Source organism: Phytobacter sp. SCO41 (assembly GCF_003073275.1).
Classification (GTDB): domain Bacteria; phylum Pseudomonadota; class Gammaproteobacteria; order Enterobacterales; family Enterobacteriaceae; genus Phytobacter; species Phytobacter diazotrophicus.
The window spans coordinates 3328713-3342546 of the sequence record NZ_CP027225.1; the positions used below are offsets into that span (position 1 = coordinate 3328713).

At 55.8% G+C, this 13834-nt stretch carries 12 protein-coding genes; all 12 read right to left on the bottom strand.

Features of this window, described 5'->3' with window-relative positions; translation table 11 throughout:
* Window positions 1-7: 7 nt before the first annotated feature.
* Complete coding sequence (locus C5523_RS16140) at window positions 8-394, bottom strand: hypothetical protein (protein ID WP_223878715.1); 387 nt, start codon at window positions 392-394, stop codon at window positions 8-10.
* Between the two features lie 122 nt (window positions 395-516).
* Window positions 517-909, bottom strand: coding sequence for a DUF3592 domain-containing protein (locus C5523_RS16145; protein WP_107223414.1), 393 nt, complete (start codon window positions 907-909; stop codon window positions 517-519).
* 15 nt (window positions 910-924) lie between these two features.
* Window positions 925-3183, bottom strand: coding sequence for a type VI secretion system Vgr family protein (locus C5523_RS16150; RefSeq protein WP_108701530.1), 2259 nt, complete (start codon window positions 3181-3183; stop codon window positions 925-927).
* A 211-nt stretch (window positions 3184-3394) separates the two neighbouring features.
* A complete protein-coding gene (locus C5523_RS16155) occupies window positions 3395-3622 on the bottom strand; it encodes an Imm74 family immunity protein (RefSeq protein WP_071195235.1) in 228 nt (75 codons plus the stop codon).
* A 94-nt stretch (window positions 3623-3716) separates the two neighbouring features.
* Window positions 3717-4097 carry a DcrB-related protein gene (locus tag C5523_RS16160; protein ID WP_039079471.1) on the bottom strand — a complete coding sequence of 127 codons (381 nt, stop codon included), beginning with the start codon at window positions 4095-4097 and terminating at the stop codon, window positions 3717-3719.
* 93 nt (window positions 4098-4190) lie between these two features.
* Window positions 4191-5702 carry a serine/threonine-protein kinase gene (locus C5523_RS16165; RefSeq protein ID WP_039079472.1) on the bottom strand — a complete coding sequence of 504 codons (1512 nt, stop codon included), beginning with the start codon at window positions 5700-5702 and terminating at the stop codon, window positions 4191-4193.
* A gap of 26 nt (window positions 5703-5728) precedes the next feature.
* Window positions 5729-8341, bottom strand: coding sequence for a type VI secretion system ATPase TssH (gene tssH / locus C5523_RS16170; protein WP_108701531.1), 2613 nt, complete (start codon window positions 8339-8341; stop codon window positions 5729-5731).
* Between the two features lie 48 nt (window positions 8342-8389).
* Window positions 8390-9433, bottom strand: coding sequence for a type VI secretion system baseplate subunit TssG (tssG, locus tag C5523_RS16175; RefSeq protein WP_039079474.1), 1044 nt, complete (start codon window positions 9431-9433; stop codon window positions 8390-8392).
* The gene (gene tssF / locus C5523_RS16180) at window positions 9430-11301 is read right to left on the bottom strand and encodes a type VI secretion system baseplate subunit TssF (protein WP_108701532.1); all 1872 of its coding nucleotides are present in this window, start codon (window positions 11299-11301) and stop codon (window positions 9430-9432) included. The genes tssG and tssF overlap by 4 nt, the downstream gene beginning before the upstream one ends.
* Before the next feature lie 2 nt (window positions 11302-11303).
* Window positions 11304-11870: a type VI secretion system baseplate subunit TssE gene (gene tssE / locus C5523_RS16185; protein WP_071195232.1), complete on the bottom strand. Its 567-nt coding sequence runs from the start codon at window positions 11868-11870 to the stop codon at window positions 11304-11306.
* Window positions 11863-12675 carry a type VI secretion system accessory protein TagJ gene (locus tag C5523_RS16190; protein ID WP_079496699.1) on the bottom strand — a complete coding sequence of 271 codons (813 nt, stop codon included), beginning with the start codon at window positions 12673-12675 and terminating at the stop codon, window positions 11863-11865. The genes tssE and C5523_RS16190 overlap by 8 nt, the downstream gene beginning before the upstream one ends.
* 147 nt (window positions 12676-12822) lie before the next feature.
* Complete coding sequence (locus C5523_RS16195; RefSeq protein WP_071195231.1) at window positions 12823-13818, bottom strand: hypothetical protein; 996 nt, start codon at window positions 13816-13818, stop codon at window positions 12823-12825.
* Window positions 13819-13834: the final 16 nt, after the last annotated feature.

Sequence of the window (13834 nt, forward strand, 5' to 3'; positions counted from 1 at the left end):
TTTATCATCAATGCTCAGCTTGCATGCTCAGTACTGCTATTTTCTGTGGCGGAACACCCTGATATTTAATCACAATGGGCATCCCTTTTTTAAGCTGGGGGATTTCAGATACTTTTAGAGCGGCAGCCGCTTTATATTGTTTCACCCCACCCTCCAGATTTGCATCAAAGGTAACAATAAAGAAATAATCAAAATTATGCGTAGTGGAAGTCTGTTTCCACTCGCGCAATGTTGCCGTCGTCACCTCGCCCTGCCATTTATCTCTCGATAACCAGTATCTTATTTCTGTAACATCTTCTTTTTGCCCCTTCAATCCCTTAAGGCAGATAAAAATAAAAACCAGTATAACGCCCAGCGCTATTAAATTTGAATGTTCTGAAAAAGTCGTCATCATCTGGACTCGATAAGCATTAGCTATCTATGCCAATTTGTTTTATTCATTGAATATATAGACCATGTAAATGCATAAAGAAATATGCAAAATTAAAAGCAGAAATTCAGAATATCACTGTCGCCCTAGTTATCACCCAAAATCAATGGTCTGTCATAGATGGCGATGCGTTTCGGATTTTTTGGATCGTATTTTATGGTCGTGCCATTTCCTGCCTTAAAACGATCAATCTCTTCAAAAGTAAGCGGTCTCAAAATACTGGCTTCAAACTCATCCCCTTCCCGAGTTTTGAATTTAACCGTTATCCGATAGACAGGCTTCCCACCATCCCACATGGAAGTTTGTTGGGCCGCAACAATATCCGCATTAACTGCGATTCCTTTTTTCATTACCGAGTCTTGCATTGCCCCATTCTTTATGAGTGGTATAAAACTCTCTCGCAAGTCACGAACAACGACAATAATCACAAATATGCAAGCGGCAAATAAAACATAAAACCACTTTGAACTAAATTCCACTTCAATCTCCCGATTTTAAACAAACATGGTTAATAATTTGGAACTCCAGTGTAACGCACCTGATGTAACCAATGCTTTTATTTGTGTAACCTCCATCGGAGAGTTTTTACTTTCAAATGTTTTGTGACTAAAAGAAATAACGTTGCGACTTACTGCTGTATGGGTCCAACCAACAGAAGCGGTTTTAATATCCATTGCAAACCCAGTCAAGCTTTCCGATGCACCAGTGACGCTTGCACTATTTCCTGTTAGCGTTTCTTTAAAGCCGGCTATCGTATAAGACGACTTTGGTGCATCAAGATTAATATTAGTCGCACTTTTTAACGTAATATCATGTGGGCTAGTAATGGTAATCGTACCAGAATTAACGTTCTGCTCCCAATTACCGGAGTTCACATTGATGATCACCCCACCGGTAATGGTCTCCGTTTGCCCTCCCTGAATAACCGTTTCAAGGCCATTATCAATTCGCTGCATGAATTTCCCTGTCACATGCTGCAATTCATCACCAGTAATCTCAGTGGTACGTCCACCTTTCACCGTTACTGCATCACCACCGCTGGTGATATCAAGTTTGCGCCCTTTCTGTATTGTCGTGGTCTCACCACCATTAAACGTACTGGTCACAGCGTTGGTCACTGTTGTATTCCAGATATCCTGATACGTAAGGCTTACAGCCCCTGTAACAGTGTCCGTCAGTGTCTTTTTGATCGTCGTCGTCCGGTTACCGTCGATATTGACCGTCTGATCATTCTCGACCGACACCATCATGTCTTTCTCGGAATGCATCTGCACCGATTCATTACCCGGACTGTCTTCAAAAAACAGGAAGCTGGCATTATCGACGCTGCCATCTTTACTACGGGTCATAAAGCCCATCCGGGTGGCATCACCAGGCAGGTCCCACGGCGGCATACTGGCTTCGTTATAAACACGCCCGGTGATAATCGGCCTGTCGGGGTCACCGTTAATAAAGTCGACCACCACTTCATCACCAACACGCGGGATCTGCACACCGCCAAAACCTTGCCCTGCCCAGGCGCTGGAAACACGCACCCAGCAAGAGCTGGTATCGTCGCCTTTTGCCTGCCTGTCCCAGTGAAACTTCACTTTCACCCGGCCATAGCGATCGGTCCAGATGCTCTCTCCCTGCGGACCGACGACTTTCGCGGTCTGTGGCCCATAGGTACGCGGCCAGGCCGTTTTTTGCGCCGGACGGTATGTGACCGAAGAAGGAATGACGGTGAAATCAATGCGGTGCATCGTTTGCGAGCTCCCGCCGCTGGCGTAGGCATTCTCTTCCAGCCAGTAGTTAGCTTCGGTGGTCAGGTATTCCGCGTTATCACTGAAAAAGGGGGCGTTATAGAGGGTAAAAGTATGCCCAGGGGTGATGCCCAGCGCGGTGGCGCTGCCCTGTATCTGCTGGTGCTCAACCTGCCAGCGTTCCTGATGAATGCGGGCATAGAATTCACCGTGTCCATGATCAACAAAGCGCCCCGGCCAGTCATAAACGTTAATGCTGCCGGGCTCTGGCGAGTTTGGATTCTGGCGCGCCTGAAACAGCCAGGCATTCGGCTTACGGAAATCATAATCGTCCAGGCTGTAGATCCCCGGCGTCACGCTGTCCGTTAACGCCCACTGGCTGATCCCCTCTTCGTCGGTACTGCCGCCGGACGGTGTCACGTGATAAGGAATGGATTCATAACCGGCAAACGGCTGATGCTGGCTGGCGGCATCGGTCAGCACCATGACGTGGCGCCCGGATTCGTGGCGGAAGAAATAGCTGATGCCCTCCAGTTCCATCAGGCGGCTGATAAAGTCGAAGCTGCTCTCCTGATACTGTACGCAGTAATCCCAGACGCGGTAACTCTCGCTCAGTTTGTCTTCAACGTTAACCTTGCTTTCAGAGAGCAGCGTTTTGACGATTTGCGGTACCGTCTGCCCCTGGAAAATACGCAGGTTACGGTCACGCTGCATTGGCCATAAGTCGGATTCAACGCTGAGCTGATAGACCGCGTAGCGTGTGCCGGACAGTTCCACGGCGCTCACCGCCACACGGGTCACTTTGCCGTTAAAGTAGCGCGGTGATGTCATATCCTGCGTCGGGACAGTCACAGTGACGGATTTGCCCAGCAACTGGCTGCGGTCTATGCGCGCATCGGTGCCCAGCAACGTCAGGCCAAGTGCATAAGGTTCTGACAGCGCTTCACGCCCTGACAGTTTCCAGAACAATAGCCCGTCTACGGGAAGCTGTACGGTAATACGATTGAGCATAAGGTTAATTCCGTTACAAAAATCATGAAGAACCAGGTGCAATCATTAAATTATCGTGCCCGAACGACAAATATAATCAACCAGCAGTCAGTGAGGATATTACAAAAACGGGCAATAACGTCCGTTTTATCTATTCATTGATATCGAGGAAGGGTGCCAGCCATTTCTTTTCAGAAAATTCCTGGCAATGTGCAGTTTAGCGAAACAGCAATTAAACGAAATGGATCACCATATGTGAACGTGCTGTTTTTGCCATCGCCTCATCGATATACTTCTGTTTTATTTCATCCGTGAGCGGTGTTTTTTCATGCGGCGGTTCAAACTGCTGCATACTTTTCATCACAGCGTAAAAACCGCCGATAACCCTCTCACCTTGTGCTTTAATTTTCCAGCCATCAATATCCAAAATAATATAAGCGCTCGTGCCGGTAATTTTCATTATCAGGTTACTTTGCCGTTCAAATATTCTGGCTAAGCCACACCCCGTGTTCCCCTGCTTTGGCGCAAAAAAGCACGGTAAAGTGCAGAATGATCTACTTCCCACGATGAAACTTAATACTCTGAATAATTTCCTGATATTGCTGCTGATGACGTTCGTTAAATTCCCCCGGACAGGTCGCCACATAGCTCACCAGTTTTTTTCCGGCTGGCGCTGCGTCCAGTAAAATAATGGTCTGACGCTGGAAGATAACGCGATTATCATTTTTGAACTGATAGAAAAGCTCAACGGCCGGGTAGCCATCAACCGTCAACATTTGCGTCGACTCAAGGTAAAAATCGGTCAGCGTATCTTTTAGTTCGCGAAGCGTTCTGGCGGCGACAGCATGTACTTTATCGTCGGCATTTGCACTGGCGCGAGACACGACAAACGTAAATTCATTGCCACCATCAACAGTGTGTGTAAATGCATTCATAGTTCGGTCTTTGGCTGTATAGGGCATTGCCACATTTATTTTTATGCAACCGATAGACTGCCGGAGCGATATTGCGCACCGGCAGCGAAGAGATTACGGTTGCGGATTTACCAGCCAGGTACCGGCACTGGTGATATTTAACGTCTGGTGACGGGTCTGACCGTTACCCTGCAACACCAGCGCATACTGGCCCGGCTGCAGTTTCAGGGTCGCGAAACCATTGCTGGCCGGTGTTATCGACTGCGATTCCCCGTTGAGGGTCAGTTTTTCTCCCTCATTCATGCGCACATAGACCTGTGCAATCGCCGCAGGCGGCGTGGTTGCAGCGGGTTTATCCGCCGCCACAGGTGCGGTTTGTGCCGGGGCAGTCGACGCCGTATCACGTGCTGGCGCTGCGGTGGTGGACGTAGCTGCTGGCGGCGTCGAAACCGGCGCACTGTTTTGCGCAGGCGGAGCGGCCGGTGTGGCTGGCGCGACGGGGGTATCGGCAGGACCGGTGCTTGCCGTCTGATTCGCATTCTCCTGCGGCGCATTGCCCTGATGGAACAGCACGCCGCCGGCGATCAGGCCAACCAGCACGCCAGCCGCCACCAGGCCTGGCACTTTGTAACGCCGCCAGTCCAGGACGCCAGGTTTGGTTTCAACCTCTTCAATGGGAACCAGCATGGTGCCCGGCTTTTTCACGTTCAGCACATCGTCGAGTCCGGCGACCGGCATTTCGATCAGCGCCGCAAATTCATCGATAGTTTGCGGACGGTCTTCCATTTTCAGCGCCAGCGCCTTGTCCACCGCCTGTAACAAGGACGGGGAGTAACCGGGCAGATGGCGATGGGCCAGCGGCTGATAACCATCCTGAATGCTGCGCACCACACTCACCGGCGGCGGTGAGCCCACGATCAGCGTATGGAGTACGGCACCCAGAGCGTAGATATCTGTCCACGGTCCCTGCTCGCTTTCATTATCGTCAGTGTATTGCTCAATCGGCGCATAGCCTGGGCGCAGCATGGTTTCGGTCTCGTCGGAGACCGAGCCAATACTGCGGCGGGCAGAGCCGAAATCCAGCAGGACGGGCAGGCCGTTATCCTGTATCTGGATGTTATCCAGCGAGATATCGCGGTGCAGATAGCCTTCGTCGTGGATGGTTTTAATTGCCCCAAGCAGCATCGGCAGCGTGCGGCGGATCCACGCTTCGTTGATCATCTGCGGGTTCTTTTCGCGCAAACGGGAGAGCGTAGTGCCGCTGTAAAAGACCGTCCCCATATAGGCGGTGTCGTTTTGCACCCAGAAACGCAACACGTGTAGCAGGTTCGGGTGATTAAAACGCGCCAGCAGACGCGCTTCCTGAATAAAGCTGTTCAGTCCGGCGGAAAAGGCCTTACCAAAGCGCTCGCTACGCAACACCAGCGTCATGTCGTCATTGCGTACCGCAAGCGTTGAGGGCATGAACTCTTTAATGGCTATAGTGCGTTCGAGCTGATGATCCCAGGCACGGTAGACAATGCCGAAACCGCCACCGCCAATCACCTCTTTGATTTCGAACTCATTAAAGCGGTATCCCGTCGGCAGTGCGTTCGGTACAGTCCGGTTGTTTTCGTGATCCGTCATAATGGAAAACTCTCTTGATAATGGCATTACGCCGCAAACTGACAGTGAAACTCGCCCTGTGCAAAGGTAACGTGTAAACGTCGGTACTTCTCGTCGCGCGCGCTGGCGTCAAGCAAAAGCTGACTCATTTGAGGCAACAGCGTATTGGTCAGAATCGCATCGACCATTCGGCCGCCCGATTCCACCTCCGTACAGCGCTGGACGATTTGCGTGATGACGCTTTCATCCACCTCAGAGACAATGCCATGGTTCTCCTCAAGACGACGCTGAATGCGCTTGATTTGCAGACGCACGATCAACGCGAGCATCGCTTCGCTTAAGGGGTAATACGGCACCACCAGCAGACGGCCCAATAGCGCAGGGGGAAAAACTTTAAGTAACGGAGGACGCAGCGCATCACGCAGCGCGTCGGGATCCGGCAACAGTTCCGGGTCGGCGCACATACCGCTGATCAGTTCAGTCCCCACATTCGACGTCAGGATAATAATAGTGTTACGAAAATCGATATGTCGCCCTTCGCCATCTTCCATCCAGCCTTTATCAAATACCTGGAAGAAGATTTCATGGACATCCGGGTGCGCTTTTTCGATTTCATCAAGCAGCACCACGCTATACGGACGACGGCGCACCGCTTCGGTTAGCACGCCCCCTTCACCGTAACCCACGTAGCCCGGAGGCGCGCCTTTCAGGGTGGAGACGGTATGCGCCTCCTGGAATTCACTCATATTAATGGTGATGACATTCTGTTCACCACCGTAAAGCGACTCCGCCAGCGCCAGAGCGGTTTCGGTTTTCCCGACACCAGAGGGACCGCACAACATAAACACGCCAACCGGTTTATTCGGATCATCCAGCCGCGCGCGGGAGGTGCGCACCCGGCGGGCTATGGCCTCCAGACCGTGGCGTTGACCAATGACCCGCTCATTGAGGGTATCCGCCAGTTTCAGTACCGCATCGATTTCATTTTTCACCATCCGGCCCAGCGGGATGCCGGTCCAGTCGGAGACCACCGCCGCAACGATATTGGCATCAACAGCGGCAAACAACAGCGGCGCATCCCCCTGAACCTCGCGCAGCGCCTGCTGCTGCTGTTCCAGTTCATTGCGCAGCGCCGGGTGTTCCTCCTCCGCCGCCTGGCTGAGCGCACGACGCAGGCGGATAATTTCATCCACGTGCCCCTGCTCCTGCTGCCAGCGCCGGGTCAGGGCATCACGCGTCTCACCAAGACGCTCGCGTTCGGCCTGTAGCGTTGCCACGCGGCTTTCGTCACCGGCCGCCATTCGCGCCTCGCGCCCGGCGATCTCTATCTCCACATCCAGCCCGGCAATGCGGTGCAGGCAATCTTCCAGTTGCGGCGGCGGCGCGCTGAGGCTCACCGCGACACGCGCACAGGCGGTATCGAGCAGCGCCACGGCTTTATCGGGCAACTGGCGCGCCGGAATATAACGATGGGAGAGCTTCACCGCCGCGACCACCGCTTCATCTAACAGCAGCACCCGATGGTGTGTTTCCAGCGCTGAGACGGTGCTGCGCAGCATCAGTACCGCTTTTTCTTCATCCGGCTCGGCCACTTGTACCGTCTGGAAGCGACGGGTCAGCGCCGGGTCTTTTTCGATGTATTTTTTGTACTCAGCCCAGGTCGTTGCGCCAATGGTACGCAACTGGCCGCGCGCCAGCGCCGGTTTGAGCAGGTTAGCGGCATCGCCTGTTCCTTGCTGGCCACCCGCGCCAATCAGGGTGTGGATCTCATCAATAAACAGCATGATCGGCACCGGGCTGGACTGCACTTCGTTGATCAACGCCTGCAGACGGGCCTCAAACTCCCCTTTCATGCTCGCGCCGGCCTGCAACATGCCGATATCCAGCAACCACAACTGCACATCACGCAGCGGTTCCGGCACATCGCCTGCGGCAATGCGCAGCGCCAGCCCTTCCACCACCGCCGTTTTACCAACCCCGGCTTCACCGGTGAGCAGCGGATTGTTCTGGCGGCGGCGCATCAGGATATCCACCATCTGGCGGATCTCCTCATCACGCCCGACCACCGGGTCGATTTTGCCGTCACGCGCCCGTGCGGTGAGATCCTGCCCGTACTGCGCCAGACTCCCCTGACGTGCGGGTGCGGCGGCTGCGTTTTCCGGCACAGCAACAGACTGCGCGGCTTCTTTGCTGTCGGCAAATATGGCGTCAAAATCATCGAGCAACGCGTCAACGCGCACCCGTTCAAACTGCGACGAGATACCTTTTAAGACCGTTGCCAGGCTCCAGGTTTTTAATAAGCCAATCAGCAGGTGGCCGCCGCGAATGCGGTTGACGCCAAATTTCAGCGAACCGTAGACCCAGGCGCGTTCGACCGCGTTATCAATATGCTCAGACAGATCGGAGACGGAGCTTGCACCGCGTGGCAGACTATCCAGCGCGTGGACGATATCCTTCGTTAAGGCTTCCTCGCTCAATGAAAAATGACGAATCACCTGCTGAAGATCGCCCTGGTCTTGTTGCATTAACGCATGCAACCAGTGAACCAGTTCCACATACGGATTACCGCGCAGTTTGCAAAAGGCGGTGGCGCTTTCCAGCGAGGAAAATAACAGCGTATCCAGTTTGCCGAAGAGCACGGCACGGCTAATTTCTGACATGATCGATTCCGTGAATGTAAGAGATAACGCCTGGGAGACGGTGAGGGATCACCGCTCCGGACTGAAAACCAAATCACCGCGAGCAAGCGGCTGCGGCTGCATACCCAGCCAGGCGCTGTAGCCCAGGCGCCCTGAACCGCCCAACGCCGCGCCGTTCACATCCTGACTCTGTAACAACACGCGCAGGGACCATTGATACTCAATGCCGAGATACTGACGAACCCAGTCGCGAAGCCGGGTTACCCAGGCCTCTCCGGGCAGAAAATGGCGGTAGGTTTCAGCATCCAGCGGCCCCAGCTCGATGCGAAAGTTATGGGCGACATCGCGTACCGCCGCCCCCAGAAAGGCCGATTCCCCAAGACGCGGCGCACGACGCCCGCCCTGTAACCGCGCTCTTTCTCGCTCACCCAGAGGCATCCATTGTGGAACATTCGCCACCACCTTCACCGGCACGTTGAAGTAGGCACGCAGGATCTTCTCCAGCCCTTCCGGGTCACGGCCATTACGCGTTAAATGTCCGGCCAGGGCGAAACGGGCATGCGGGCTAAGAGACCCCTTTTCCAGTTGCCCCGGCTGCCCCATACCGATAAGCGAAGCGATATACCGCTCGAAGCGTTTGTTGTCCGGGCGATCCAGTGAAACCGTGGGTTGCGCATCGGCCCAGGCGCGATAAAACAACAGCGTCAGGCGGTGATGAAACAGGTCCGCAAACGCCGTCAGGCTCTCATCCTGATGATGATCCAGCCGCTCGCGCGCATACTCTGTCAGGTGCAGCGGCAGCGGCCCGTTCGGCCCGAACAGACCAAAACTTAAAATCGACACATCATACAGAGATGACTGGTCGCGCTGACGCACCTCTGCCAGGGTCGAAGGGGCAAAACCGAGCGACGGTTTCTGACCAATACGCAGAGGTTCAAAGCGCGGCAGCGGCGCGCGCCCCAGCGGATAACGCTCGCCGCCCTGGGCATCAACACGGCGCAACAGGGTGAACAGATCGTAACGCCAGGGCGCCGCCATCACGTTCTGCCAGAACGACGGCGGCATGGCGGTTGCCCGCGTCACGGGCGAAAGACGGGTCAGCGTTTCGCTCATATCAGCGCCCTTTTGCCCATCCGCGGTGGCCAGTAGCCCACCTCGCCGCGCTGCTGGCTGTAGAGCGTGAACTCGGTAAAGCTGTTCATCGCCACCAGCCGGGCAAAGACACGCTCCAGTACGCTACCGAACAGCCACGGGCTAAAACCGGAAAACGCCTGTTCGTCCACCGTCAGCGAGATACTCACGCCACGGGCAAAGACAATCGGCCCCGGCTCCGGTACCCGGCGGTGTACCGGCTGCAACACGCATTTGCGCACGCCGTCAATTTGTCTGGCCACCGGAGCTTCCGCCAGCCGGGTGTAGAGACCCAGCAATTGGCGAAGCGCCGCCGCCCCTTGCCCTTCTTCGCCGTCCATCAGGCTCAGGTAATTCATCTGTAGCTGGCTCACCAGTTGCCAGGTACTGAACCCTTCCGCCAGCGCCGGACGCGGCGGCGTTGGCCCTTTGCGCAGATGCGGATTTTTAACCGGCAGTGAGTCCGGCAGCACAAATTTGCCCATCTCCTGCTGGAGCATCAGCGGCAGGTCGCGACTGGTACAGAGCACTTCGGCGGTGATGTAACGCAGATCATCGCGCCAGGGCGCGTGCTGTTCATCCACCAGCGAGGCAAATACCTCCGAGCCGATATACCCGGTACGCGTACCGTAGCGCTGGGCATGTTCGGACAGGCCGCGCTGTTCGCGGCGCAGTGAAAAGTAGGCGCCGTAGTTGCCGTTATCCTGGCTCTGGCTGCGCCAGAACGGACGAAACTCTTGATCATCACGTTGCCCGTCAACGCTGGCATGAATACGGGTAACGGCGTAAATCTCGTAATCCATCGGACGAATGTTATCGACCACCAGATGGTATTCGTGCTGGCTGTCGCTCAGTTTTTGCCGTTCCGCCACTTTGGCGAACAGGTTCACCACCGGGGTGCAGTGCAGCGCCAGATGGTTTTTATCCACCACGCGCTCAAGCTGATCATCGGCTTTATCCAGCAGGATGATGATGTCAAAGGTGGTGGCATCACCGCTCTGCGCCAGCAGTGGACGCAGCCCTTTCAGGCTGAAAAAGAGGAAGCGCGACGGAAAAGCAAAATACTCTTGTAGCAGACGGTAACCGTCAAAGTTACGCAAGTCGTCCGGCAACAGCGCCTGGTCGGACTCGAACCCTTCCTGACGTAGTGCGTCTTCCGGCAGAACCAGCGGCGCGGTTGAAGTACCGGGAATCAGCGCCAGTGCCCCGACCTGGTGCGCCATCAGCAGCTCCAGCAGTTGCAGTGCCTGCATATCCGGGCCGCTTAAAAAGAACTCCACGCGGTCAAAATCAAGGTGTGAGAGTTTCACCGGACCGTCACAGCGCAGCCGGATCCGCAGTGCGCTGACCGCCCCGCTCTGGCCGAGGCCGATACGCAGCAGCGGCAGGTCGGCGGATACGCCGCCCAGTTCGACGGCGCTAATGCTCAGCGGCAGTAACGTCACATCATGTGCGGTGGTGTAACTGCAGGTGACGCCATTTTTCTTGAGCGTCTGGCTGTCCATCATGGTGCCGCGCGGCACCACAAAGCCTTTACTTAAATCGCCTTTTGCCGGGTCAGGCTGCAGTTCGGCAATCGCCATTGACGGGGTGGGCGCAAGGTAGTTTGGCGCGATCATCTCCAGCAGACGCTGAGAGAACCGGGGAAATTCGGCGTCCATCTTGAGCTGCACGCGGGAGGTCAGAAAGGCGAACCCTTCCATCAGACGCTCGACATACGGGTCGGCGACGTCCATGCCCTGCATTCCCAGCCGCCCCGCTACTTTCGGATAGCGGCCCGCAAACTCCTGACCCATTTCCCGCAGCCAGGCCAGTTCGCGGTTGTAATACTCGAGTAATTTACTCTCCACGCTTACCCCACATCTTTTAACTCGAAATGGCCATTTTCCAGGTCGACATCGGTGCGAAACAAAAAGGATAACGGATACGGCACGCACCACAGGCGGCCTTTGATTTCAATCGACAAGACGTTGTGTAGATCCAGTGACTTTGTATCGGAGATGCAGCGCACCATCAGCCCCTGAGGCAAAATACGCGGTTCGAAATGCAAAATCGCGTCGGTAAGCTTGCGCTGGATATCCTGCCATTCAATGTCGGACATGCGCTGACCGGCCAGTGGCGCCACGCCAAAATTGGCGACCGAGCGGCGCACGTGACTCAATTTTGAGAGATCGTTTTGCGCCTCGTTATTGATGGTGTTGAACAGCCACTGCAGGTCACGCAGTACGTGGCGACGCAGCGCATTGTGCGAGACCAGATTGCTGTTGAGCGGCTCCTGCTTTTTGTCCGGCGCGTCATCGGTCAGGCGGTCCAGCAATGACGGCTGCATTTTGTCGCGCGCCCCCGGCGACTCTTTGCCGGTTCTGGCGCGCCAGCCGCTACGCAGCAGATCGCGGTCGTCCTGAGGCTGACTACTCATGCGCATCGCCTTTGGCAAAACGCAGGCTGGCTAAATCGAGCAGCGGAAATTCCGCCGTATCGTTAAGCCACACTTTTTGGCCGCGCCCCATGTAATGGGGCTCCTCGCCCGGCAGCGGCTGCCACTCGGTGGTGCGTGAGAGCAAGAAGCGGTCTTCAACCTGATTGTCCAGCGGATAGCGCGCCGGGATCTGGCACACCTGCTCGCTACCGTCATGCAGACGAATGCGGGTGTGTCGCCAGACCAGATCGATGACGCTCGCCGGGGCTTGAAACTCCATCTCTTCAATCGCGCTGAACGGCAGCCAGAAGTAGCGTCCGTTGACGATGGCCTCGCAGACCGGGCCAAAGCGGCAGTCGCCATCCATCAGCCAGTCGAAGCTGTGGGTGGTGCCATCCTGTAAGGTCAGTTCGCCGGGAATGGCCTCGGCCTGTTCCAGCGCCCCAATGCGGTGTGAGCAGGCTTCGGTAGCGGAAAGATCGAGGGCGGCAACCATTGCCGCCAGCCACGGCCATTGTTTGTCCGGCATCGCAGGACGCGCCCGTCCGGCCATCACTTCTGCGCGCTGACGTTCACCATTGATGGTCTGTTCAAGCAGGGTGATGGTCGGCTGCGCCTGTGGCGTCAGCGCCAGCCAGCTTTTAAGCTGTGCCAGGGCGCGTGGCCAGTTGCCCTCAAGGCAGAGCATTTGCGTAAAGGCCGCACGCAGGTCGGCATCGGTGGGCTGCGTGCGAATGCGGTTTTCCAGTTGCCCCAGACTCTCCCGGAGGGATTCTCCCGCGAGTTGTTGCTCTAGTGTGTTCATCACCGCTCCTCTGTGTAAAACGAATGAAATTGTGGTTTTTTGCGCTCAGCGCATACCCTCGTACCGTAGCCCCGGTAAGTATCGCGCCACTGGTGGCCTACGCGGTAAGGTGCTCGCTCGGTCCCCTCTTGAGGATTAGGGGGAAAACTAGTGCACAGCCTTATACGTACCGACCGCCGGGTCGCGCAGTTGTGGACGCAGAGAGTCAATCAGCAAAATGTTGAGGGTCGTACCGGGAGCGAACCACGGGGTCCAGACCTTACGCACCTCGTCAAGCCGTGCCTGCAGCCGGGCCTGATCGTTGACCAGCTCGCGAGAAACTTCGACGGCGACGGTGCCGTTCGCCTGCCAGCCGCTCAGAGAAGGCACATAAGGCAGGATCATCCAGCTCTGCCCGAGACTGCCTTCGCTGGCCACCATTCGCTCGTTGTTCACTGTGGTGATCAACAGACGGTCGGCGTCCGCACTCTCGCTCAGACCGCTTACCGGGAAACCGTGGACAAAGGTCATGGTGGTTTTACGCTCAATGCCGTTGGTGATTTGGCTAACATCACTGCGACCATTGAGCCAGCCGCCCTTCTCACATTTGCCGTCGTCTTTGGCCGGGATAAACAGCGCCGGGCTGCTGCTATCACCCTGCCAGAATGTCCGCAGATGGCAGCCATCCTGGAGAGTAAACTCCTGCCACGGCGTGCGGTTCGCCGCCGGGGAGTTATCTTCCGGACGTCCTTCCGGCAGTTGTAAGCCACTGGCGGTATTGGTCGCAGGCGGCGTACTTGTCGCCGCAGCCGCCGGAGTGACAACCGGCGCCCAGTCTTTCGCTTTGCTTGCGGTCCCCTGGGCCAGCGTGTTGTTTTGCGCATCGGTCAATTTCCAGCGCACCAGCGCCAGCGTGCCGCACTGATTTTCGAGCAGCGCGCCCAGACGCGGCATAAAACTGTCGAGCACGGTGACTTTTTTATCGCCATTCGCCACGATACGCAGCGGTAATTCCCGCGCACACCAGCTTTTCGGCGAGTTATCCGCGATGTCGTCGATCCAGATATCCAGTTTTTGTGTAGGAGACTGCACGATACGGTAGTTTTCAGCCTGAGCGCCAAAACAGACCGCGAACAGCGCCAGCCCCGGAAGCCAAAGTTTCATAAAATTCCTTGTAAGC